Below are 21,092 nucleotides of genomic sequence, written 5' to 3'. Positions count from 1 at the left end.
ATTTTTTTTTTGGAGTTGTTCATATGCCTGTTACCGAACATGCGCAGCGTCGTGCTGCGCGTGCGGATGCGCTCGTCACCGCACAATTAGCCTTTGCCCTGAATGGCTATTCCTTTGATGGATTGGCTGAGCGTCATCGCCAGACCCTTAACCGTGAGGCTTTGTTACGTGAAGCAAGTACGCCGCTACAGCGGTATTGCCTGCTGAATGATTGCGAGGCGTGGGAGTGTATGGCCGCTGTGCTGAACCGCATGAAAAGGCCGGATGGCTCACGTTGCTGGAAAGCTGTCCGCCTGTCTGATCGGGTTTTTAATGGCCGAGTGCATCCAGTGCGCAAGACGCCTGATGAAGTTTACGCCGCCATTGCCCGCCGTTTATTTCTGCCGAAGCCCGTGCATCAAGAAGTGATACAGCACATCCGTGCGCTTGGCCTGTTACCAGTTGGAGATAACCACCAATGACGAAATCTGAATTTGAAAATGAAACATGGCGAATGAAAGGCTTGCTTCTTGGGGCGCTGATTCGCCGCCTTGAAGAAGATAAGGCTGGTGAGTCGCGCATGGCCGCAGCGGAGTTATCCAGTGCGGTCAACTTCCTCAAGGCCAACGCCGTAGAAGCCCCGGACACATCATTCAACAACGTGTTCCCGGAGGATGACGACCAATGACCCCTGAACAATTCAGACAATGGTTCGCCACGCTGCCACTGCACTATCAGAGCGCCGCACGCACCATGTACGACAACGCCCGCAAGTCGGGCACACATACCGCGTCAAGCCTTGCGCTGATTCACACGCTGGTTACTGACCAGATCAAATTTGATTCGGAGTTTAATTTATGACTTTGAGTATTACCGATATCCAGCGCATTAACGCGCTGGCTCATAAGCACCTAAAGAACAATGAAGAGATTGCAGCGGAGACAGGTCATACCCTGACCGATATTGATGCTGTAATCCGTGGCGTCTATGTCGATGACTTGGCCGAAAATTGGAAAGACGATACTGATATTACTCTGGCGGAGTACAACGCCATCCGCAGCCGCTATAAGCCCGGCAAGCTGCACCGTGATACAGAATTTATGATTGCCCGCGATATGCTGATTCGCCCTGAGACTGTGCTGGCTATCGCACATTCCCGCTTTAGCAACGCCCACACGCACCCAGTGCCGAAAGCCGTCAAAGCAAAGCCGGAGAAAGCGAAAGTAGTGCGCAAGTTAGTGCTTACTGATTTAGATGAAATCCACAAGTTAGAGCGCTTCGGTTGGCCTGCTGCGGAGATCGCCGGGAAGTTGGGCGTCCCTGTTGAGATCGTCGCGCATGTGCAACGCTGCCTGAGAAATCGTTGGTCGTACCCGGATACTCTGGAGTCTGTTAACTCCAAATTCAGCGAGGCTGAATGATGGCAGAGAACGAACCGCTGCACCCCGCCGTTAACCCTGTTCTCTACGTGAACCTTGACGAACAACGCGAAGGATACGCTCCGATTGAATCACGGGGTTGGGATGTGCTGACGCAGAACCTGACCGGGAAAGGTCGAACTGACCCCAGCCAAACACTTAACCAGAATCCGAAACAACGCCCGCGCGGCTCCGTTGGTGAGCGTCGTTGGCTGCGCCGTCACGGTCTTATTTAACTGAGGATAATTTCATGAGCACCATCATTTTAATGGAGCCACGCCGCGCGGCTGATTGCGGGCAACAATTGAAATTCATCGCCGAGGCTTTGAATCTTCGTCAAATCGACTTGGCGAATGTGTACCAAATCGACAGGCAAGATCTCTGCAAGGCGTACCACGGGCAGAAAATGATTCCTGCCCGATGCGTGCACGCACACATGCTTTTACTTGAACTGGCACACCGCCGGGTTACATCACAAGAGGTTGTATAATTATGGCTGACAATCAAAACCCCTATCTTTCCGGCGCTGATGCTGCACCGCAACAATCGCCGTACATAGCTACACCTGTTGGCGCTGACAATGGCGCATCCCGCTTTAGCTCTGCGCCTGCTGATGCTGATTTTCTCCGTACCCAGCCCGTTAACGGCAATGATGGCGGCCAATGGAATAATAGCAACATTGCTAATCAGCAAGACCAGAACGCGGACAGCGCCGGGGCGCAGGTGGGCGATACTATCCCTCTGATGGATGGAACAGCTATTGAGTACACCGCGGAGCTACAAGGGTTAATGGGGCAGTTTCACCAGTCTGTCGAAAGCCAGCTAGGGCAGGGGACAGTTGACGCGATGTTGCAGTACGCGGGCACCCTCGACGCCGGGACACAATCAACCCTTGAAAGGATGGTCATGTCTGGCGATCCCGCGCAGATGTCGCGTGCGGTTCAGTATCTGCAAGAGCGTATGGCTGGCGGTTCCATTACCGGTTACGTCCCGAACGGCCAGACTGCCGCGCAACCTGTCGGAATGTCACATGCTGAGTTTATAGCAGCGTATGACCAGCTTTCGCAGTGGGCGCAGCAATCAGGGTATGGCCCCGGCCATCGCCAGTACGACGAGCAATACCGCGCTCTGGTTGCGGAGCGTTCCGCTGGCAAACGCGCTGGCCGCTAAGCAATCGCCTGTCCTATCTTCCCCACGTCTTAACCTTACGTTTTAGAGCCTGAATCGCGTTGTACATCGTCAGATGTGCATTCGTATATCTGCGCCTGTAAAACGCGAAATTACCTCTCAAACACCACACATAAACCCACTTTGCATTGAGATCTGACAATGAACTTACTGACACCTGAAAACGTGGCAGCGGCTAGGGCTGCCCGTAGCGCAAGGATTGAACACTGGAAAGCCAACGCCAGCCAGCTTAAGCAGGACTTTGCCGACGAAGCGCACTGGCGGCGGCTCGCCTCACGCTTCGGCGTGCGTATGCCCTCGGCGTATGTTCCCGGCTCCGAGCTGCGATTGCTGCGCCGGGCGGCCAAACGCGTGGGCATCTCTGGTGCTGATGTGCGTGATGCTTTTGGTGGGGGCGTTGCGCACCTGCACGAGCTTAATCCCCATTGGCCTGCTTTCGCGCTTATCGGCCTGATTCTTGAGGTAGCTGTTGAAAAAGCTGCTGCCTGATTCATCCCATTCTCTTTTCTCTTTTCTCTTTTCCATAAATCGCACTGGCTATCGCTGGCGCGGGAGCTATTTCTATGACTGACAATGTTTATACCCCTGACCAATTCCGCCCGCACTGGGGCGGTGTGGATGCTGACAACGACATTCACATTGAAGCGTATGACCGGGACGTTCAGACCCGCCTTGAGGCAAAGAGCGTGTTTCTCGCCGAGGGACTGAGCACATACAAGCCGCTGAAAGCCAGCAACCAATACCGCATTGATCGCCTGAGTGGTGATCTTGAGGTGAAGGGCAGAACCGCAGGGCAATCGCTGGAGCCTACCGCCGTTAAGTCGGATAAGCTGATTATCTCTGTGGATACGCTGAGCTATATCCGCATCCCGATTGACTATCAGGACGACTGGACAGCTCCCACCTTTCGCGCAGAATTGAGCCGCAATATGGGTACTGCTCACGCTAAATTCTACGACGAAGCGCACACCATCCAGCTAATCAAAGCGACTGACTTTGTACCACCGCCGACACTGCAACCAACGTTTAACCCGCTTACGAATAATGTTGTCTCGCTCGACCTGACCACGGAGAGCGAAGAGGATGCAGCTAACGAACTGTTTCACGCTATCAAAGCTGCTGTTAATCGATTCCTGACTGAGAAAGATATTCCGGTGGCGGAGCTGGTACTGCTTATCGACCCGGCTTGGTTCAGCATCCTGATGGAACATAAGAAGCTGATGAACGTCCGTTACAGCCGGGATAGTGGCAACGATTACGCATGGCGTCGTGTTGGCTATGTCGCTGGGGTGCGAGTTATTGAGCTGAACAGTTACCCGCAGGAAGCCATTACCGGGCATGAACTGGGCGCTGATTATGACGTTACCGCAGAGGAAGCGCTAACGAGGGCGACGCTGTTTAAACCTTCCTCGGTACTGTTGACGGTCGAAGCGCAGAGCGTCATTAATCGCCAGTGGGATGATGAACGCGAAATGACGATGGTGATGGACTCATATCGCCTGTTCAACGTTGGGCTGCGTCGTCCTGACTGCGTTATCAATTTCCGACAAGCTGCATAACTGGAGGGGCTGAGTCATGGTTAATGATGCTTACGCCCCTGAGCTGTTGCGATCCCTTTTCCTGTATGACCCGGTGATAGGTCGCCTGCACCATAAAGCTAACCGACGCCGGGTTAAGGCTGGCTCCTATGCTGACTCCACCCGGCGAGCTGATGGCTATCGTCAAGTTGCCCTGCGACTTGATGGCAAGCAGTACCAGCTAAAAGCCCATCGCGTGGCGTGGATTCTTGCGCATGGCGCTATTCCTCACGGTAAGCAGATCGATCACATCGACGGTATCCGTGACGACAACCGCCTATGCAATCTGCGTTTGGTTACGCAGCGGGAAAACGACCAGAACCGACGCAAGGCAAGGGGGTATAGCTGGAATAAGGGCTGTAGCAAATGGGAGGCTTACATACGCGTTGATGGTGTACTCCGTCATCTTGGCTTATTTACTACCGAAGCGGCGGCGCGTGCTGCCTATCTAAAAGCTAAGGCCAGACACCATCCCTCAACGCCAGCCGATTTGTTGCAGGCTGCCTAATCCCCGGAGGTTCCATATATGGTTGATGAAAAGCCGATTAGAGCGCTGGCAGATGATGACCCACGCCGCCAGCGGTACGCCGAACTGTTGGCGCAGGCTGGCCGCATGGCTGTTCCCCGGCTGCATCCGGGCGATGCTAATAGTGTTATGAGTCAGCTTGCGACGATGCTTGGCGCACCTGTCCCGATAGTCGGTGCTATGACTGAGCACGCCGCCGCGTGGCGGGCCTGTCTTCTGGAGCAAGGACTTGGTGATCTTCTGGATGGCTTGAGTAAACAGGTGCTGACTGTCTTCTTTCTGCTTTGCTGGAGAGATAGCGCCTTGCGATTGGCTGGTAAGCAAAAGGAACTGCTGGATATCGCTATCGAAGGAAAGACGCTTAAACAAGCCAGTGAAGCGAGAGCAAACGATATAAAGAGGAATGCTTATGGCATTGACGATTAAATTAAGGTGGCGGTACATCGAACCGCCGCCAATGACTGGCGCACTCGCTGACCTGAAAGTGTGGGTAATGGATACCGGAGAGCCTGAGCTTGAAGATGAATTTCGTAAGCTGCTGGGGCTAATGCGCCGCAACGGTATCAGTGACGAACGCGTTAATGCGATGGCTGATGAGCTTTATGCTTTGGTACGCCAACGCCAGCGCGAAGAATACGAAGCCTGCAATCGGGCTGCGTCTGACAATGGAGACTTTGAATCATGGTTATACGGACAGACCAACTACTAAGAAAAGCTATGCGGGGCTATCTGGAACACCTCGGCAACATGCCGCTGGCGGAACGGATTACAAGTGCTGCTGTATTCGAAGATGTGTATCGCTTTCTGTTGAATGGTTCCGGGCGGCTGGAGTTGCGCCGTGCTGATGTGGCCGCTGTCCGTGTCTTCCTGTGGAATTATCAATACCGACGCTGTGCGGTGACAGGTAAGCCGCTGCGCCTTACGTCTGCCGTGCTAGATCACTGCCACCGAACCGGGCGCGTGCGTGCTGTGGTGCATCGCTCTGCTAACGCCGCTGAGGGTGGCTACCATGCTGGGCGTTTGTGTGGGCTGTCGCCTAGCAGCATGAACGCGATGCTGACGAGCTACCGCCAACAAAACCAAGGGCTGGGCGTTGTTTATCCGGGGTGATGAGTTCTGGCTGCGCCGGGTTTGCACCCGGCACAAAAGATGTTTAGCCCGCTAGTCAGTGGGTTACGCAGTTTTCCATAAACGCATTAAGGAATTGATCTGTAATTCCTTGTGGTTTGCGTCGTTCACAAAGAGAATACAATTCTTCGACTGCTGAGTACGGGAAGAATTTTGTGTCCAGCTCTCGGAATTGCGGCATATTCGCAAACTCAATGACTTTAGCACGATATTCATCGGGGGCTACTATTGTCCATCTGATATCTTGAAGCCGTGGAGCATAGTCACAAAAATTCTTCATCCGGGTTAACCCGCTTTTAATCCCAGTGCTATGCTCAATTTCCATCACGGCGGGCATTAATTTCCCATTTCTAAACCAAATGCAATCTATTAGTTTTGCACCGTCAATGGCCTCGCTGTACGAGCTTAATACCTTTTCATTTGAGAGGCTATCAATTACCCCATCCATTTGAGCAATGACTTTTCCGTTATATTTAAGTCCACGATCATTAGCTGCCACCCATGTTCTGTAGCCTAAGTGGTGGCCGATTTTTACTAATGCAATCTGGATTTGTGCATGTCTTCTTGATTCTTCAATCGACATGCCCTCAACTGGGCGGATCGTTTCCAGATCAACGCTTTGATATACAACCTCTGTTTTCATCTCTGATATTACAATATTAGTTTTGTATTCAGAGAGCTTACCGTTTTCGTGTGGCGAATTGGGTAAGTATACAAGATGCTTGTGGCCTTTCTTTACCGTCTGTTTAGTGTTAATAACTTCTAAACGGTCAAGTTTACACCAATAAAATTGCGGCGTGTGTGCAAGCAAACTTTCAATAACGGAACGAGAGTTATAGCTTGCACCAAGCACTCTATCTAAATTGATAGGCGCATCCTCTTGAATTGCGTTAGCCAAACGCCAAAGCATCTGGCTAGAGATGCTGTCCATCTTTGCATCTTTGAGCGTCTCGCCTTTGGTTGGGTTAAAACGCTTAAAACGTATCGGGCCTTGTGGCGACTTAATCGAGTCGACAACGATCTTCCCAGCATTACTTTCATTCACATAATCAAACTGCCTGTTTTTGGGCAGGTTGGCTATCGCATTCACAAGATTCATTGCTGTCAAATTCATCTTTTATCCCTAAATGCTCTAATATAGATTTTGCTATTCCGAAGGCTGCAAGGTAAGGAACACCATTGCCAACAGTTTTGAACATATTTGAAAGAGTCATATAAGATGGCAATTCAAACTCTTTCGGCAAAGACTGAATGGCAAGCGCTTCTGCAACTGTTATTCTGCGTGGCTTATATGGATGTAAATGAACCTCGTTGTTACCATAAGCAGCCGTCGGAGAATATCTCCAGCGGTGGAGGCGCTTGTAAGATTTTTTACTATCGTCACCTTCTGCAACAGCCTTGAAGCGAACTAATCCGGCTCTGGCCGTAAACACATGCTTTGCGTTCACATGTTCAGAAACATTGTTTTTCTTAAACCAGTAATCAACAGTTAATTCTTTAGGGAGTGACTCTGGCATTGCCAGTATAGAGTCCTCGGAAAATTCATTTGTTGTTGGCCAACTGTAACTAAAGGCATTACGATCGGGGTATAATCTGCCACTCCAATTAAATGACTTGGCTAATTTCTTACTTTGGAAACCCAACAGAATAATGCGCTCTCGGTCTTGCGGAGCACCGTATTCAATCGAATTAATCAACCTTTCATGAAGAGTGTAACCCACATTCATCAACTGCTCTTTGAGATGCTCAAAAAACTCGCGATGCTTGAGTGTGCGATATAACCCCTTGACGTTCTCGAACAAGAAGAAGTCAGGTTTCATCTCCACAATTATATCAATGTAGCTTTGGGACAGCTTACCATTCTCCCCATCGCGCCCTTTGTTTTTGCCCGCAACGGAGAAGTCTGGGCAAGGTGGGCCACCAATGAAGCCAATCAGTCTTTTTTCTTTCTTGAGTGCTTTAATAGCGTCTTTCAACTGCTTGTGATCAACTTCCTCTATGCTCTTTTCGGCATAGCCAAAACGAGGGATAGGCTTGTTCATTACCGCACGCGAGTGCTTGTAAGCATCCATAAACGGCGGGTGAAATTCATTCACAAAAACCACTTCGTAGCCTGAGTTTTCAAAGCCAAGGTCTAAAAAGCCTGAGCCGGAAAAGAAAGAGAAGATGGCGGGTTTAAGTGTGGACATTTTTTACCTATTGCTGATCATTATGACATGCGAAAACGCCCCTGCATCTTAACAGATGAGGGGGTCATTGCAACGGATTGCGGGTAGGTCTAGAGATGCTATTGCGAAGAAGGACTGTTTAAACATCCATTAAATTTAAATGGCTATTTGGTGGTCTACAAACTCTACGTAGCGCGACAACTCGACTGGGGCCGCTGCGTTTTTCGAATATGTTTTGAAGCTCTCCGTGTTACCTCGCTCATGGCCGACGAGTAAGGCAATACGATCCTCTGGCACTTGAGCACGGTCGAGCTGTTGCACAAACGCATGGCGGAGTGAATGAAATACTTTTCTCTCTGCGGCAGTCTCTCCAAGAGCTTTACGCTTCGCCCGCGAGAATTGCTGAGTATGCCACGATGAGCGCTTCCCATCTGCTCGATCTGTAGTTGAGGCGTGATAGAAAAGGAAATTGTTATGGGTGGTCTTGAGTAATGATTTCACGAGGGGGATTAGCTTGCTGTGTACTGGAACGATTCGCGCTGCGCTCTTGGTTTTGCCCTCCGTTACCTGAAAGCACAATACGCCCTCGATAGTTTTAATGCTGCTGTCACTTAGTGTACATATCTCGTTAAGTCGCATGCCGCTGTATGCACCAATAGCCGTTACTGCCTTCATCTCGTCATCAAGCAAGGCATAGACCTTTGCTAGCTCGCCCGGTGTGAAGACTTCATAACTGACCTTGCTGCTTTTTGCTTCGAGCGCATGACCGCGCCAAGGATTATCCTGCGGCGCATCGTGATAACGATTGCGTGCCAAATCCCAAATCTGTGCCAGTGCGCTTATATAGTTCTGGATGGTTTGCGGCGCTCGCTCAGTTTTGAGCTTATCTAACCAGCCTGTAACTATGGTTCGGTTAATATCCCGCAACTGAATATCTTTCTTTTTCAGGTGGGTTAACAGCACCTCTACGGCTTTGTTGGTCTTGGATAGCGTGGTTAGCTTTCTCTTCTCGCTGTATTGGAGAAGATACAGATCGCGCATTTTAAGTAGGGAAGGGCAAGCCTGAACCGATGCACCAAATGATGCGGGGGCTTCCTTAGCATACACACTGACACGGCGTAGCTCATCAATGATTTGATCGACGGATGAGCCGCCTTGCGGCTTAAGCAGATTCCGTAAGCGAGTCCATTCCAGAGCAATAGCATCGCGAAACAAACGCGCTTGCCGTATGTCTCGCGTCCCTGTGCTTTTCATAAAGTAGCGCTTCCCTTGAAACAGGTGGCGCATGTAGCTGGGGATAGCTATCCGCACGAGGTAATTCCCGCAGGGATCTAAAACTAGATAACGATCTCTCTTGAAACTCATACAAACCCCGGCTATGTTGTCGGGGCTTTTTCATGGCTAAACAGTCTGTGAAATGTGCCGGGTCTATGAGCTTTAGTCTAGATAGTTCAACGAGTTAACGATGTTTGTTGAAGCAAGCTAAGCCGCCTAAACCCGTGCCGGTTCGAGTCCGGCCATGGATGACAGCGTTGCGCGCACCAACATGTTGCAGGTGGTGATCAAATCGCGCATCAAGCTTTTCTACCGCCCCGGCGGGCTGCCGGGCGAGCCGGGAAGCGCTTATCAAAATCTGCGGTTCACTCACCGCGGCAATCGCCTGACCGTCACCAATCCCACGCCCTATTACGTCACGCTCTTCACCCTGAAAGTGGACGGAACCGAGGTTAAGGACGTTGATATGGTGCCGCCCCTGGGCAACGCCAGCTTTACGCTGCCCTCGGCTGCGGTATCGCGCGTCAGCTGGCAGGCGATCAGCGATTACGGCGGCGTCAGCCGGGTTGAACATCGGCCGCTCTGAGGGGAAGGTGATGAAAACCCCGACTTCGCGGCAGCGGGCGTTGTTACCGGCGCTGGTGCCGATAGTGCTGCTGCTGCCCGGCTACCTGCGCCATGCGGATGCGCTTGAGATCTTTAATATTCATGCGCTGGAGCTTGATAACCCGGGCCAGCTGGTAGCCGATCTCGCCTTCTTTGCTGAACCGGACGGTCAGTTGCCGGGCACCTACCGCGTGACTGTCTATGTGAATGGGGAAAAGCAGGGCGATGCGCAGGATATTGCCTTTATCGCGGGCGCGGACAAGCGGCTGCATGCGCAGATCACGCCCGCGATGCTGCGGGGCTGGGGAGTAAAAATCGACGCCTTTCCCGAACTGGCGGCGCTGTCGCCGGAGGCACCGCTTGAGGATATCGGATATTACATCCCGATGGCCGCAGCAGAGTTGCGGTTCAGCCAGTTAAGGCTAAACGTCAGCCTGCCACAGGCGGCGATGGATGCGCGCGCCAGAGGCGATGTCGATCCCGCAGAGTGGGACGAAGGAGTGACTGCTGCGCTGCTGAACTATAGCCTCAGCGGCAGCCATCGCTGGCTGGACGTGGGCAAAGGCTCGCGCGACAGCTACTACGCCAGCCTGCAAAGCGGGGTAAATCTCGGGGCGTGGCGGCTGCGTAACGACTCGACCGGGCATTACGCCAGCGATCACGGCAGCCGCTGGGCGTCGATTAACACCTACCTGCAACGCAACATCAAAGCGCTGAAGGGGCAGCTGACTCTTGGCGACAGCTACACGGCCTCGGAGATCTTCGACAGCGTGCAGTTTCGCGGCGCGCAGCTCGCCTCTGACGACAACATGCTGCCGGACAGCCTGCGCGGCTTTGCCCCGGTGATCCGCGGCATCGCCCACTCCAGTGCGCAGGTGACCATCAGGCAGAATGACTACATCATTTACCAGAGCTACGTCGCGCCCGGGGCGTTTGTTATCCGCGATCTCTATCCCACCTCCGGCAGCGGCGATCTCACTGTCACCATCAAAGAGGCGGACGGCAGCGAACGCACTTTTACCCAGCCTTTCTCGGCGGTGCCGATTATGCAGCGCGAAGGTCGCCTGAAGTATGCCCTCACCGCCGGGAAGTATCGCAGCGGCAACAAAAGCAGCGATGAGCCCGCCTTTGGCCAGGCGACGGCCATCTACGGCTTGCCGCGCGCCGTTACCCTTTTTGGCGGCGCGATCGCTGCGCAAAATTACCACGCCGGAGCGGCGGGGCTCGGTTTTGGGCTTGGCGATCTCGGCTCGTTGTCCGCCGATATGTCGGTTGCCCAGAGCACGCTGAACGGCAACGACGCTCACCACGGCCACTCCTACCGGCTGCAATATGCAAAGGATTTTCAGGCCACCGATACCCGCTTCACCCTTGCGGCGTACCGCTACTCCACCGCCGGGTTTTACACCTTTCAGGAGGCGAGCGATCGGCGCGCGGAGGGCCACAATAAGCGGCAAAAGCTCCAGCTCGATCTCAGCCAGAGCGCGGGGGATTACGGTTCGCTTTATCTCTCCGGTTATCAGCAGAGTTTCTGGCAGGAGGAGGGCTACGAACGCACGCTTAGCACCGGCTGGAGCGGCAATTTTAATGGCATCAGTTACAACCTCGCCTACAGCTATAACAGCTATCCGGCTCGCGCACAGCCCGCAGAGCAGCAGCTGGCGTTCAGCGTCCAGGTGCCGCTCAGCCGTTTTCTGCCCAACGCGTGGGCGAGCTACAGCCTGAACAGCGCACGGCACGGCGACACCCGCCAGCAGGTGGGGCTCAGCGGTACGACGCTTGCCGACAACAACCTGAGCTACAGCATCCAGCAGAGCCACACGCATCACGGCGCGGGCAGCGCGGGGAGTCTCAGCGCCGGTTACAAAGGCGGGCAGGGGGAGATAAGCGGCGGCTACAACTATGACGCGCACTATCAACAGATTAACTACGGCCTGAAAGGCGGCGTGGTTGCCCATCCGCACGGCGTAACCCTCTCACAGCCGTTGGGCCAGGCGCTGGCCGTGCTGCAAGCGCCGGGCGCTCGTGATGCGAAAGTGCAGAACAACACCGGTCTCTACACTGACCGGCGTGGCTATGCGGTGGTGCCCTATGTCACGCCGTACCGGAAAAACCGCGTGGTGCTGGATACCACTACCCTTGGCGATGAGGTGGATATCGATAGCGCAGTGCAAACCGTTACCCCGACAAACGGCGCTGTGGTGATGGCGAACTTCAATACCCGGGTCGGGTGGCGCGTGCTGATGAAGCTCTCTTATCAGGGGCGACCGGTGCCCTTCGGCGCTCAGGTAACGCTGAAGGAGGGGAGCAGCGGCATCGTCGGCGACGACGGCGTGGTCTATCTCGCGGGCGTGCCGGAGGAAGGAAAACTCAAAGTGAAATGGAATACGGATCAGCAGTGTGAAGTCCATTTTCGGCTGCCGGACAACGTCGGCAACAGCCCGGTAATTGAAACAGAAGAGGAGTGCCTGGCATGACGCGGTTCGTAAAATCACTCTCCGGCCTGATGGCGCTGTGGTGCCTCTCTTGCGGCGCGAAGGCCGCCTGCGGTTTTGCCAGTAATCTGGCGGGTGAGATCGGCAATGCCATCAGCTTCGGCAACGTCTCGGTACAACGTGATACGCCTGTCGGTATCGTGATTGCGACGGCAGTAACCGGTGCCTATAACGGCGGGAACAACATCGCCGGATGCAATGAGAGCTGGATTTACCGCTGGGAGATGAGCCAGTGGCGCGCGCAGAGCGCCCTCGGAAACAAAATTTATGCAACGAATTTGCCCGGTGTGGGGATTCGCTTAACCAATATCGGCTCCCGAAAACAGCTGCCATACGATCAGCGCGTGCCGCCGAATACCAGTGTTTATATCGGTGCCGGTATGAAAGCGGAATTAATCAAAACCGGCGCGATCACGCCAGGAACATTGACCCCGGGCGTGCTGGCGCGCGCCTCAATTGACAGCCGCTTCTATTTTGCCAATGTCACGCTGGGCGGCACCAACACGGTTACCACCACGGCCTGCACGATCCTGACACCGGAGCTCTATGTGCTGCTGGGCGACCATGAAAAATCGAACTTTTATGGCCCCGGCGCCTATACCGAATGGAAAGATTTCTGGATTGAGCTGGAGTGCGATAAAGACGCCCGTATCTACGTCCAGGTCGACGCAGAACAGGATCCCTCAAACGTGACTGGTGTAATGAAGCTGGACAGCGCGCCCGGCGATATCGCGGCAACGGGCGTCGGTGTGCAGCTCTATTTCGCGCCCGACGATCGGGCGGTGCGCTTTGGGCAGCGCAGGATTTACTACACCTCGCCCGGCGGCGGCACCGAGACCGTCCAGTTTAAAGCGCGCTATTACCAGACCGCACCGCGCGTCAGCGCAGGTGTCGCCAGTGCAACAGCGACATTTACCTTAACTTATCGGTAAGTGCCCGGAGTAAATGGCGCGGTAAGAGAAAAGCCTGTTTAAAAACTGGAGCGAGTCAGCGTCAGCGTCCGTGTTTGCGGATCCCGGGTAATAACAAAGTAGGGCGTGTTTTCCCCTTTGCGCTGCCAACTTTCCAGCAGGCCTTCGCGCTTTACGCTGGCGTATCCCAGTGAGGTTAAATAATTTCTGATGACGGTTATGTCAGCACCTGGGCCATAAACAATGCTGCTGTCCCTGGGCTGAGTGCCATCCTCGGCGGTGAAGGTGAAGTGATATTTCTCAGAGGCTCTCGGCGCATGGCGAATGTCGCTGTCGGTGTAAAGATAATAGGCCCACAGGTTTGCCTCGGTATAACCTTCGTGGCGCTCAGCAACTTTCTGCATGCTGCAATCAATCAGCACAAAGCCAATGATGACCAGCAGAATAAGCATTGACGCTCTTTTTAGTTTTTTCATATCACTTCCTTCGCATTCCATTTGCAGTCGGGGCATAGAGTGCCAGCTCCCCCGATTGTATTAATAGAAGAAAATCAATGCGGTTAAGAAAAATGTTAGACCTGTCTCTGTATCAAACGACACGCATTAAATAAGTCTGAAAAAGACAAAGAGTTGATCCAGGTTTTAATCCCCACCCAAACAAGTGATTGCGCTCCTCTCCCTGGCATGGACAATGCCTGAGCGTGCGCCGTACAAAGCAGAGCAAGAAAAGAGCCAGCAAAAACCCGTAGTGATTTTTGACGACAAAAAAGCGTATAAACAGGTTTCTCACCAGCCAAACAGCAAAGGAGTCGCGATGTTACAAAAAGAGGATTTTCCGGCAAAGACCAGGTGGGTGATTATCGCCATTGGCACGCTCGCTGGATTAGTGTGTGCGTTGTCCGGCGGGCTCATCGACGATCACGACTACGCGTTTTATCTGTCGCCGCTTGCCATTGCATTTGCCAGCGTGCTCGCCTTCACGCTTTATCGCATCAAAGACGTTAAGCCGTGGCTCTGCGCGCTGCTGACGCTGCCGTTTATCGCGCTGATGACCGGCTGGCTGCGCTGGAACTTCCCCGGCCTGCCGAACGATGATTTTCATGGCACAAACTTCGGTGCATCGACATTTCTGCTTACTTTGGTGATGCCGTTTCTGGCGGCGTTCTGCACGCCGTCCGGGCAGAAAGCGGATAAACATGCCTTTATCACCGGCGCGCTGTGGAACAACACCTTCACCCTGGGCGTGACCGCGGTGATGACCGGGCTGTTCTGGCTGGTACTGCTGCTGTGGAGCAAACTCTTCAGCATGATTGGCATCACGCTGTTCGAGCACCTCTTTTTTGATAACCCATTTTTCCCGGCGATGGCGACGGGTGCTGCTGTTGCCGCTGGCATTATCTTTTGCCGACGCCTGCCTGGCGCTGCCGGGCTGTTTCGTAATCTGCTGACGCTCGCGGTCAGCGTCCTGTTGCCGCTGCACGCGGTTATCTCTCTGCTGTTTCTCGCCTGCCTGCCCTTTACCGGGCTGGCGATTATCCCGGCCTCTGTCTCCGCCGCGACACTGCTGCTGACCATGACGCTGCTGATGCTGGCGTTCAGCGCCATGGTTGGCGAAAAAGCGCCGGCTGCTTCGCGTTCGCCGGGGGTGATTGCGCGTCTGGTACTGGTGGCGCAATGGATCACGCCGCTGCTCGCCGCGCTGGCGGGCTGGGCGCTGTGGCTGCGCATCGCCGAATATGGCTGGACGGTGGATCGCGTTTACGGCGTGGCTCTTACGCTTCTCGCGTTGATCGGGTCGTTGCTGCTGGTGAGCTATCAGCGCCGGGCCTGGTCGCAGGGCGCGGCAAACATGAACCGTTTCACCGTCCTGATACTGGCGCTAACAGCCTGCGGCTGGTTTTTGTTGCATACGCCGGTTGTCGATCCGCTGCGTATCACTGTTAACAATCAACTGGCGCGTTACGCCGCGGGCAAAGCCAAAGCCGATGAAGGCGATCTCTACACGTTAAGCAACGCAGGGCGTCGTGGCAAAGCTGCGTTGCAGAGGCTGAAGGCGCATCCGCAGTGGCTTAAAGATCCGGTGCAGCAGCAAGCGATGCTGATGCAAATCCTCGGCGGCTATCACGAAGGCACGAAGAAAGACATTAACGCGTTGCAGAAAAGCATCCCGCTGCGCGCGGGCAGCGAAGCGCCGCCGGAGAGCTGGTGGGAGGCGCAGACGCAGTATGTTGATCACACGCTGAGCACCTGCATGGTGGATAGCAGCGCCTGCCTGATCTGGATGCAGGATCTCAACGACGACGGCACGCCGGAAGTGCTGCTCTATAACCGCAACGACGCCGGGATCTCGGTCTATACCCATCAGGGCAATGAGTGGCGTCAGGCGGGCAGCGTCACGCTGTCGCAGAACGCCGAAAAAGCGCTGCGCGAAAGTATGCCGAAAACCGTCAGCAAGCCCTGGCGCGATCTGGAGATCAACGGTCAGCGCTATCCGGTGCAGTATTACGGCTTTGAAGGCCAGTAGTCATTAAGCCCGGCGGCATAAAGCCGGGCGAGAGGAGTGCAACAGTGAGCCCGAGCGTAGAAGAGGTGATTGCTTTTGTGCGTGAGTTTTCGGGATGTACGCGCAAAGCGATCGATGAAAGTACGCTGCTGGAAGAGGATCTGGGTATTTGCGGTGATGACGGCGTTGAGCTTCTTGAAGCAGCAGAAAAGTTTTTTGCTGTCCGTTTTGAAACGGATGAAGAGGATTTTCGCTCGCTTTTCTCGCTAAAGGAGAACGAGTACCTCTTTACAAGCGAAGGTCTCGATCTACTCGGCATCTGCTATTTTTTTCGCTGGTTGCGCGGCGAGCCAGAGCCCGTGGTGCGCGATCTCTCCATCGGGCAGTTGCATCAGGTGCTGGTGAAAGTGCGTAGCAAACAGGAGGGCAGTTGCCCCGCAACACCACAGAGTTAATAGGTTTTGTAGTCGCTAAAGTAGAAGTGCTTTCCGGTTTCATTGTCGACGCGGATATTGACTTCGGCACCAGAAAAAAACTGATCCTTTTCAATAAAAGGGAAAGCAATACCACGTTTGGCAATAACTTCCTCTCCCTTAACAATATATTTCACCGTCACGGCTGCCGTAAGGTGATTATTAAGTTCCTGATACTCATCAAACTTCAAATCAACGATATTTGCCTTAAGGTCAGTGCCGTTTTGTTCGGTTTTTGCATCTTTTGACTGGCTCCGCCAGTTAGTTATGCCGATATAAACGAAAACAAGCAGCATACCGCCAGTGATAATCCAGCCTAACTTTGGTGAAATGGTCGATAAAAATTCCATCATGACAGTTCTGTTTCTCCGTGATTAAGGAGTTCGCTATGCTGTATTGAATCAGCCTAAATACAATACTCATTGCTGGTCCAGTATTACATCAGGCATATTTATTCTGTTTTTACCAGGGTCAGTTTTAAGGTAGACCACAGGGATGACTGAACCAGGCTGAAAAAGATCGATATTGATGGTTTTGATGTTTAGCAGGTCATGTTTTTTTTCATATATCACACCAGTTACTGCGGTAAATCGATAGTCGACTTCAATACTGACAATGCCTCGACTCGATGGTATATGCTGTTTAATATGGGTAACAGTTGCATCAACGTAGCAAGGGTTGTTGAATATTCTCTTTTTGATAAACCAATAAAAAAGACTTCTAATGACTATGGCATAAAAAAGCACCGCAGAGACAATGGTAACAAGTATTATGTGAACCGCTTTAAGTAACTCCATCACGCTGGATCCATAGCTGATAAGAATGCACTTATTTTAGCACTAACCTTCCTTGTTTTGAGCGGGTTGCTGATATATTTTTTAGGTAATCGTCCTGTGGCCTCTCCTCTTTAACAACTTTCATAATCGAGGTAGTAAAAATCAGCAGGCTTGGCAGGGTTTACTCTTATTCTTAATGGTTTCCCCATTTGAATTTTATCTTTGTCGGTGACATAAACTCTGATGCCTCTTTTCGAGGTAATGGTTTGCCCTGAAAGGATATATTTCACCGTGACGACACTAACAACTTTATTGTTAGCCCTTTGATATTTATCAGGAACGACCTCCGTGATAATGGCCTCTATATAAACGCCATTCTCTTTAATATTGGCATCTCTTTTATTGCTTTTATGGGTGAGGAAGGCCACGTAGCCTGCAAAGCTCAGGCCTATTAGGGGGATGATCCACGCTAATTTCAACATAATATAAGAGAGAAATTCCATAAATATATATCCCAGTCCTTATCTTTTTGACAGCTACTTATGCAGTAACATCAGGATTTCTTTTTCCATCTGAACCGCACGTAATCCTCTATCGCATTTCTCATATTAAGCATGTTTTTTGACGGATCGTTTCTAAGGTAAACGACGGGTATGGTGAAACCGACGTTGAATTTCGGCAGGTCCATCGTTTTAATGCCGGTCAGGACGTTTTTTTTCGTGTAGGTTTCGCCGTTTATGGCTGTAAATGAATAATCGACTGTAATATTGACAAGCCCATAACTGGTTGGCGTGCCCGGCATTATCTCGGTAATTGTTGCGTCAACATAGCAGGGATCCTTTAAGATCTCCTTGGCTGTTTTCTTATCAAAAAAACCTCTAATTATTGAGTAGAATATCGCGGTGATAAATATCCCCATAGATAAATAAACGATTGCTTTTGCTATAATATCAAACATAACAGCTTTAAAATTCCAGATTATGAAATAGAATAATTATAAATTTGCAATGTTACCCAGCTATAAAAGCTGGGTATTCTTGACAGATATTATGTGTATGGTTAGTAAGTTCTGTAATCAGGATAGTAAAACTGCGTCGGGTTTGCAGGATTTATTCTTATCCTGATTTTATTGCCAACCTCAAACTTATCTTTGTCAGTTATATAAAAATTAAGACCGCGTTTAGATGTAACAGTTTTTCCTTCAAAACTATACTGTACTGTAATTACCGCGACAATTTTATTATTAACTCTCTGGTATTTATCTGGGACTATCTCCACCATGACAGCATCGACATCAACGCCATTTTCTTTAATAAATGCATCAATTTTATCAGATTGCTTGTTTTTAAATACAACGTAAGCAACGAAAAACATTGCTACCAAAGGTATGATCCATGCTAATTTCGGCATGATATAAGATAAAGTATTCATAATTCCTCGGCTAAAAAAAACTGGTTAAGGCTGTGATGTATTGGGAGAAGGTGTTGATCTTTGTTTCCGTCCCTCCCACGTGTATTTCGAACTTTCCGCCTTCCCATTTTAATGCTGCGGCTTTATTCTCAAATTTTAACCCATTAAAAGAAAAACCGAAAAGTGGATTAATTGAAGCTGAAGTCATATTCACTGAAATATCATTCAGCTTAAGACTTGCAGCAGCATTTTTGTATTCATAATATTCACCTGGCGAAAGTATCTCTACTTTCTCAGGGCTCTCAATAGTAATTTTCTTCGGCGAATAGAGGCTAACACCACCCTCAACAATTTCGTCCAGTCGCCCACCGATATGTCTGCCTACACTGCCTTTAATATCCACAATTTGATTAAGCTTAACCGTACGCTTTTCCATACCCTGAATATCGGTCACCACGCCCCGCTTATAGGTTACTTTAGTGGCGTATGAAAGTGAGCCTGGCGCATTAAGTGACATGACTGAAACCGGGTTAGGATGGGGATCGATTTTTACTGATTTATCCGGCATTGGACCAATCCGCTGATCAGTAGGCACGGGCGGCAATTGCGACTCCTGACCCTGGGCATTCACCACCTGGCCAAACACGACTTCCGGCACTTCATACATGATCTTATCTGCCGCCAGGGTACTGACCGAGGCGTCGGTTTTGATCACCAGATTCTTGGTATAGCTGTTGTCGGAGTAACCGGTGACTGATTTGGTCTCGTTATCGACAATCGTCTCTTTACGGCCTTCGGCACTCACGCAGATGGTCTGCCCTTTATTAAAGGTCTGCGTGTCGTGATCGTCCACCGTTATGGCACGGGTGAGCTTATGGTTATAGATCGTCTCTTTATGCACGGTCTCCTTATGGATCCCCTCAACGGAGACGTTCATATCCCGCTCGGAGTGGAGGTCAACCGACTCGTTGCCGAGCTTATCTTCGAAGAAGAGATAGCTGGCGTTATCTTTGTTGCCGTCTTTACTGCGGGTCATAAAGCCCATACGGGTTGAGTCGCCCGGCAGCTCCCACGGCGGCATGCTCGCTTCGTTATAGACGCGGCCGGTGACAATCGGGCGATCCGGGTCGCCATTGATAAAGTCGATAACCACCTCATCGCCGACGCGTGGGATCTGCACCCCACCAAAGCCCTGGCCCGCCCATGCGCTGGATACGCGCACCCAGCAGGAGCTGGTGTCATCGCCTTTTGCATGACGATCCCAGTGGAACTTCACCTTCACGCGGCCATAGCGGTCGGTCCAGATTGATTCACCCTGCGGGCCAACCACACGAGCGGTCTGCGGACCATGTGTGCGTGGCCACTCCGTGCGTTGTGCCGAACGGAAGGTGGTTGCCGCCGGGATCACCACAAACTGAATCTGATGGATAGTGTCGGAAGCGCTGCCGCTGGCGTAGCTGTTCTCTTCCAGCGTGTAGGCGGCGCTGACGACGAGATAATCGTTGCTGCTGCCGGCAAAAGGCGGGTTGCCGAGGGTAAAGGTATAACCCGGCGTGATACCGAGCGCCGTGCCGTTGGCGTCAATGCGCTGCTGCTCGGCCTGCCACTCCTCCTGGCGGATGCGGGCGTAAAACTCACCGTGCGAATGCTCGACAAAACGACCCGGCCACTCGTAATAGTCAATCTGGCCAGGTGAGGGCGAAGCAGGGTTCTGCCGCGCCTGGAACATCCACGCGTTCGGCTTGCGGAAGTCGTAATCATCGATGCTGTAAAGGCCGGGCGTAACGCGTTCGCTGATCGCCCACTGACCAATACCCTCTTTATCCGTCGACCCGCCGGAAAGGGTGGCGTGATAGGGGATAACTTCATATCCGCTGAAAGGTTCATGATGCTCTGCCGCATCCATCAGCACCATGGTGTGGGAATCCGCCTCATGGCGGAAGTAGAAGTAGATCCCTTCCAGTTCCATCAGGCGGCTAATAAAGTTGTAGCTGCTCTCCTGATACTGAACGCAATACTCCCAGTTACGGTAGTCGCCGGTCAGCTTATCTTCCGTTTTAACGCCATATTCCGACAGCACGGTTTTAATAATGTCCGGCACGCGCTGGTTCTGGAAAATACGCTGGTTACGGTCGCGCAGCAGCGGCCATAAATCGGATTCAATTTTCAGGAGATATACTGCGTAGCGCACACCATCAAGCTCGGTGCTTTGCAGATTCACCTCGGTAATTTTGCCGTTGAAATAGCGTGGTTGCAGGCTCTGGGTTGGCACCTTAATAGTTAAGGGTTTCCCTAATAGCGCTCTACGGTCAATATTGCCATCTTCACTTAACATCGTGACGTTCAGTGCAAAGGATCGCGACATCACTTCTGTGCCGTTAAGTTTCCAGAACATCAGCGACTCGGCGCCGGCTGGCGGGGTGACGGTGATACGGTCAAACATAGCAACTCTCCCGGAGCTATTGCCCCGCGCGTTCAAAGGTTTGCGAGGTGTTTCTTTTTTTGGTTTTTTGCTGTGCTCACGGTTGGCGGGAATAAACGTTTAATGTCAATCCGCAACCATTCCATGAAAGACGACATTTTACAGATCGACATCTTCAGATACAGAGCGCAATGCATGAAATTGAAAAACTGAGTCGTATTTGCAGATTTTTCCTAAA

28 protein-coding genes are annotated in these 21,092 nt (G+C 52.0%); 18 read left to right on the top strand and 10 right to left on the bottom strand.

Annotation, left to right across the window (positions count from 1 at the left end):
* Positions 1-23 precede the first annotated feature (23 nt).
* The 13 genes from IAE48_RS08880 (at position 24) to IAE48_RS08820 (ending at position 5,798) form a co-directional block, all read left to right on the top strand.
* Positions 24-461, top strand: a complete 438-nt coding sequence (locus IAE48_RS08880) for a hypothetical protein (RefSeq protein WP_200134134.1) — start codon at positions 24-26, stop codon at positions 459-461.
* Positions 458-667: a hypothetical protein gene (locus IAE48_RS08875; protein WP_200134133.1), complete on the top strand. Its 210-nt coding sequence runs from the start codon at positions 458-460 to the stop codon at positions 665-667. Before IAE48_RS08880 ends, IAE48_RS08875 begins: the two co-directional genes overlap by 4 nt.
* Positions 664-840, top strand: a complete 177-nt coding sequence (locus IAE48_RS08870; protein WP_172942654.1) for a hypothetical protein — start codon at positions 664-666, stop codon at positions 838-840. The genes IAE48_RS08875 and IAE48_RS08870 overlap by 4 nt, the downstream gene beginning before the upstream one ends.
* The gene (locus IAE48_RS08865; RefSeq protein ID WP_194500941.1) at positions 837-1,400 is read left to right on the top strand and encodes a hypothetical protein; all 564 of its coding nucleotides are present in this window, start codon (positions 837-839) and stop codon (positions 1,398-1,400) included. Before IAE48_RS08870 ends, IAE48_RS08865 begins: the two co-directional genes overlap by 4 nt.
* The gene (locus IAE48_RS08860; RefSeq protein ID WP_233631504.1) at positions 1,397-1,633 is read left to right on the top strand and encodes a hypothetical protein; all 237 of its coding nucleotides are present in this window, start codon (positions 1,397-1,399) and stop codon (positions 1,631-1,633) included. The genes IAE48_RS08865 and IAE48_RS08860 overlap by 4 nt, the downstream gene beginning before the upstream one ends.
* Positions 1,634-1,647: 14 nt before the next feature.
* Entirely contained in the window at positions 1,648-1,887 is a 240-nt protein-coding gene (locus IAE48_RS08855) for a hypothetical protein (RefSeq protein ID WP_200134132.1), read from the top strand.
* Between the two features lie 2 nt (positions 1,888-1,889).
* On the top strand, positions 1,890-2,567 hold the full coding sequence (locus IAE48_RS08850) for a hypothetical protein (protein WP_200134131.1): 678 nt from the start codon (positions 1,890-1,892) through the stop codon (positions 2,565-2,567).
* A 159-nt stretch (positions 2,568-2,726) separates the two neighbouring features.
* Complete coding sequence (locus tag IAE48_RS08845; RefSeq protein ID WP_200134130.1) at positions 2,727-3,074, top strand: hypothetical protein; 348 nt, start codon at positions 2,727-2,729, stop codon at positions 3,072-3,074.
* 74 nt (positions 3,075-3,148) lie between these two features.
* Positions 3,149-4,144 (top strand): capsid protein, encoded by a 996-nt coding sequence (locus tag IAE48_RS08840; RefSeq protein WP_200134129.1) that lies wholly within the window; start codon positions 3,149-3,151, stop codon positions 4,142-4,144.
* A gap of 16 nt (positions 4,145-4,160) precedes the next feature.
* Complete coding sequence (locus IAE48_RS08835; protein WP_200134128.1) at positions 4,161-4,670, top strand: HNH endonuclease signature motif containing protein; 510 nt, start codon at positions 4,161-4,163, stop codon at positions 4,668-4,670.
* An 18-nt stretch (positions 4,671-4,688) separates the two neighbouring features.
* Positions 4,689-5,114, top strand: coding sequence for a hypothetical protein (locus IAE48_RS08830; protein WP_200134127.1), 426 nt, complete (start codon positions 4,689-4,691; stop codon positions 5,112-5,114).
* Positions 5,098-5,397: a hypothetical protein gene (locus IAE48_RS08825; protein ID WP_200134126.1), complete on the top strand. Its 300-nt coding sequence runs from the start codon at positions 5,098-5,100 to the stop codon at positions 5,395-5,397. The genes IAE48_RS08830 and IAE48_RS08825 overlap by 17 nt, the downstream gene beginning before the upstream one ends.
* Complete coding sequence (locus tag IAE48_RS08820) at positions 5,370-5,798, top strand: endonuclease domain-containing protein (RefSeq protein WP_200134125.1); 429 nt, start codon at positions 5,370-5,372, stop codon at positions 5,796-5,798. Before IAE48_RS08825 ends, IAE48_RS08820 begins: the two co-directional genes overlap by 28 nt.
* A 55-nt stretch (positions 5,799-5,853) precedes the next feature.
* On the opposite strand, the gene IAE48_RS08815 is transcribed toward IAE48_RS08820, so the two are convergent.
* The 3 genes from IAE48_RS08815 to IAE48_RS08805 all read right to left on the bottom strand — a co-directional run bounded on the left by IAE48_RS08815 (position 5,854) and on the right by IAE48_RS08805 (position 9,349).
* The gene (locus IAE48_RS08815; protein WP_233631503.1) at positions 5,854-6,930 is read right to left on the bottom strand and encodes a restriction endonuclease; all 1,077 of its coding nucleotides are present in this window, start codon (positions 6,928-6,930) and stop codon (positions 5,854-5,856) included.
* Positions 6,866-8,005, bottom strand: coding sequence for a DNA cytosine methyltransferase (locus tag IAE48_RS08810; protein WP_069891413.1), 1,140 nt, complete (start codon positions 8,003-8,005; stop codon positions 6,866-6,868). The genes IAE48_RS08815 and IAE48_RS08810 overlap by 65 nt, the downstream gene beginning before the upstream one ends.
* A 135-nt stretch (positions 8,006-8,140) precedes the next feature.
* Positions 8,141-9,349 carry a site-specific integrase gene (locus tag IAE48_RS08805; RefSeq protein WP_200134124.1) on the bottom strand — a complete coding sequence of 403 codons (1,209 nt, stop codon included), beginning with the start codon at positions 9,347-9,349 and terminating at the stop codon, positions 8,141-8,143.
* Positions 9,350-9,503: 154 nt separating this feature from the next.
* Here IAE48_RS08805 and IAE48_RS08800 point away from each other — a divergent pair, with 154 nt between their 5' ends.
* Genes IAE48_RS08800 through IAE48_RS08790 form a run of 3 tightly spaced genes read left to right on the top strand, consistent with a single transcriptional unit; the run spans position 9,504 to position 13,292 of the window.
* Complete coding sequence (locus IAE48_RS08800) at positions 9,504-9,845, top strand: molecular chaperone (protein WP_200134123.1); 342 nt, start codon at positions 9,504-9,506, stop codon at positions 9,843-9,845.
* 10 nt (positions 9,846-9,855) lie between these two features.
* The gene (locus IAE48_RS08795; protein ID WP_200134122.1) at positions 9,856-12,342 is read left to right on the top strand and encodes a fimbria/pilus outer membrane usher protein; all 2,487 of its coding nucleotides are present in this window, start codon (positions 9,856-9,858) and stop codon (positions 12,340-12,342) included.
* On the top strand, positions 12,339-13,292 hold the full coding sequence (locus IAE48_RS08790) for a fimbrial protein (RefSeq protein ID WP_200134121.1): 954 nt from the start codon (positions 12,339-12,341) through the stop codon (positions 13,290-13,292). The genes IAE48_RS08795 and IAE48_RS08790 overlap by 4 nt, the downstream gene beginning before the upstream one ends.
* Positions 13,293-13,330: 38 nt before the next feature.
* On the opposite strand, the gene IAE48_RS08785 is transcribed toward IAE48_RS08790, so the two are convergent.
* Positions 13,331-13,783 carry a hypothetical protein gene (locus tag IAE48_RS08785; protein WP_233631502.1) on the bottom strand — a complete coding sequence of 151 codons (453 nt, stop codon included), beginning with the start codon at positions 13,781-13,783 and terminating at the stop codon, positions 13,331-13,333.
* Positions 13,784-14,084: 301 nt separating this feature from the next.
* Here IAE48_RS08785 and IAE48_RS08780 point away from each other — a divergent pair, with 301 nt between their 5' ends.
* Both IAE48_RS08780 and IAE48_RS08775 read left to right on the top strand, forming a co-directional pair.
* Entirely contained in the window at positions 14,085-15,794 is a 1,710-nt protein-coding gene (locus tag IAE48_RS08780) for a DUF4153 domain-containing protein (RefSeq protein WP_200134120.1), read from the top strand.
* 44 nt (positions 15,795-15,838) lie between these two features.
* On the top strand, positions 15,839-16,228 hold the full coding sequence (locus IAE48_RS08775) for a hypothetical protein (RefSeq protein WP_200134119.1): 390 nt from the start codon (positions 15,839-15,841) through the stop codon (positions 16,226-16,228).
* Here the strand turns inward: IAE48_RS08775 and IAE48_RS08770 are convergent.
* The 6 genes from IAE48_RS08770 to IAE48_RS08745 form a co-directional block, all read right to left on the bottom strand.
* The gene (locus IAE48_RS08770) at positions 16,225-16,599 is read right to left on the bottom strand and encodes a hypothetical protein (RefSeq protein WP_200134118.1); all 375 of its coding nucleotides are present in this window, start codon (positions 16,597-16,599) and stop codon (positions 16,225-16,227) included. The genes IAE48_RS08775 and IAE48_RS08770 overlap by 4 nt on opposite strands.
* Before the next feature lie 66 nt (positions 16,600-16,665).
* Positions 16,666-17,043, bottom strand: a complete 378-nt coding sequence (locus tag IAE48_RS08765) for a DUF3592 domain-containing protein (RefSeq protein ID WP_370568996.1) — start codon at positions 17,041-17,043, stop codon at positions 16,666-16,668.
* A gap of 110 nt (positions 17,044-17,153) precedes the next feature.
* The gene (locus IAE48_RS08760; RefSeq protein WP_200134116.1) at positions 17,154-17,525 is read right to left on the bottom strand and encodes a hypothetical protein; all 372 of its coding nucleotides are present in this window, start codon (positions 17,523-17,525) and stop codon (positions 17,154-17,156) included.
* 50 nt (positions 17,526-17,575) lie between these two features.
* On the bottom strand, positions 17,576-17,980 hold the full coding sequence (locus IAE48_RS08755; protein WP_200134115.1) for a hypothetical protein: 405 nt from the start codon (positions 17,978-17,980) through the stop codon (positions 17,576-17,578).
* Between the two features lie 101 nt (positions 17,981-18,081).
* Complete coding sequence (locus tag IAE48_RS08750) at positions 18,082-18,453, bottom strand: hypothetical protein (protein WP_200134114.1); 372 nt, start codon at positions 18,451-18,453, stop codon at positions 18,082-18,084.
* A gap of 10 nt (positions 18,454-18,463) precedes the next feature.
* Positions 18,464-20,875, bottom strand: coding sequence for a type VI secretion system Vgr family protein (locus tag IAE48_RS08745; protein WP_233631501.1), 2,412 nt, complete (start codon positions 20,873-20,875; stop codon positions 18,464-18,466).
* Positions 20,876-21,092: the final 217 nt, after the last annotated feature.

The organism is Kosakonia sp. S57, from assembly GCF_016516575.1.
GTDB lineage: Bacteria > Pseudomonadota > Gammaproteobacteria > Enterobacterales > Enterobacteriaceae > Kosakonia > Kosakonia cowanii.
Note: the sequence above shows the minus strand (reverse complement) of the source record. Positions and strands in the feature narration are given on the sequence as shown.

Coding starts and splice junctions, on each gene's coding strand:
- IAE48_RS08760 (WP_200134116.1), bottom strand. CDS start 17,525: ATGGAATTTCTCTCTTATATTATGTTGAAATTAGCGTGGATCATCCCC.
- IAE48_RS08850 (WP_200134131.1), top strand. CDS start 1,890: ATGGCTGACAATCAAAACCCCTATCTTTCCGGCGCTGATGCTGCACCG.
- IAE48_RS08765 (WP_370568996.1), bottom strand. CDS start 17,043: ATGGAGTTACTTAAAGCGGTTCACATAATACTTGTTACCATTGTCTCT.
- IAE48_RS08835 (WP_200134128.1), top strand. CDS start 4,161: ATGGTTAATGATGCTTACGCCCCTGAGCTGTTGCGATCCCTTTTCCTG.
- IAE48_RS08825 (WP_200134126.1), top strand. CDS start 5,098: ATGGCATTGACGATTAAATTAAGGTGGCGGTACATCGAACCGCCGCCA.
- IAE48_RS08795 (WP_200134122.1), top strand. CDS start 9,856: ATGAAAACCCCGACTTCGCGGCAGCGGGCGTTGTTACCGGCGCTGGTG.
- IAE48_RS08790 (WP_200134121.1), top strand. CDS start 12,339: ATGACGCGGTTCGTAAAATCACTCTCCGGCCTGATGGCGCTGTGGTGC.
- IAE48_RS08755 (WP_200134115.1), bottom strand. CDS start 17,980: ATGTTTGATATTATAGCAAAAGCAATCGTTTATTTATCTATGGGGATA.
- IAE48_RS08805 (WP_200134124.1), bottom strand. CDS start 9,349: ATGAGTTTCAAGAGAGATCGTTATCTAGTTTTAGATCCCTGCGGGAAT.
- IAE48_RS08810 (WP_069891413.1), bottom strand. CDS start 8,005: ATGTCCACACTTAAACCCGCCATCTTCTCTTTCTTTTCCGGCTCAGGC.
- IAE48_RS08870 (WP_172942654.1), top strand. CDS start 664: ATGACCCCTGAACAATTCAGACAATGGTTCGCCACGCTGCCACTGCAC.
- IAE48_RS08845 (WP_200134130.1), top strand. CDS start 2,727: ATGAACTTACTGACACCTGAAAACGTGGCAGCGGCTAGGGCTGCCCGT.
- IAE48_RS08800 (WP_200134123.1), top strand. CDS start 9,504: ATGGATGACAGCGTTGCGCGCACCAACATGTTGCAGGTGGTGATCAAA.
- IAE48_RS08840 (WP_200134129.1), top strand. CDS start 3,149: ATGACTGACAATGTTTATACCCCTGACCAATTCCGCCCGCACTGGGGC.
- IAE48_RS08815 (WP_233631503.1), bottom strand. CDS start 6,930: ATGAATTTGACAGCAATGAATCTTGTGAATGCGATAGCCAACCTGCCC.
- IAE48_RS08780 (WP_200134120.1), top strand. CDS start 14,085: ATGTTACAAAAAGAGGATTTTCCGGCAAAGACCAGGTGGGTGATTATC.
- IAE48_RS08770 (WP_200134118.1), bottom strand. CDS start 16,599: ATGATGGAATTTTTATCGACCATTTCACCAAAGTTAGGCTGGATTATC.
- IAE48_RS08860 (WP_233631504.1), top strand. CDS start 1,397: ATGATGGCAGAGAACGAACCGCTGCACCCCGCCGTTAACCCTGTTCTC.
- IAE48_RS08750 (WP_200134114.1), bottom strand. CDS start 18,453: ATGAATACTTTATCTTATATCATGCCGAAATTAGCATGGATCATACCT.
- IAE48_RS08745 (WP_233631501.1), bottom strand. CDS start 20,875: ATGTTTGACCGTATCACCGTCACCCCGCCAGCCGGCGCCGAGTCGCTG.
- IAE48_RS08875 (WP_200134133.1), top strand. CDS start 458: ATGACGAAATCTGAATTTGAAAATGAAACATGGCGAATGAAAGGCTTG.
- IAE48_RS08830 (WP_200134127.1), top strand. CDS start 4,689: ATGGTTGATGAAAAGCCGATTAGAGCGCTGGCAGATGATGACCCACGC.
- IAE48_RS08865 (WP_194500941.1), top strand. CDS start 837: ATGACTTTGAGTATTACCGATATCCAGCGCATTAACGCGCTGGCTCAT.
- IAE48_RS08880 (WP_200134134.1), top strand. CDS start 24: ATGCCTGTTACCGAACATGCGCAGCGTCGTGCTGCGCGTGCGGATGCG.
- IAE48_RS08855 (WP_200134132.1), top strand. CDS start 1,648: ATGAGCACCATCATTTTAATGGAGCCACGCCGCGCGGCTGATTGCGGG.
- IAE48_RS08785 (WP_233631502.1), bottom strand. CDS start 13,783: ATGCCCCGACTGCAAATGGAATGCGAAGGAAGTGATATGAAAAAACTA.
- IAE48_RS08820 (WP_200134125.1), top strand. CDS start 5,370: ATGGTTATACGGACAGACCAACTACTAAGAAAAGCTATGCGGGGCTAT.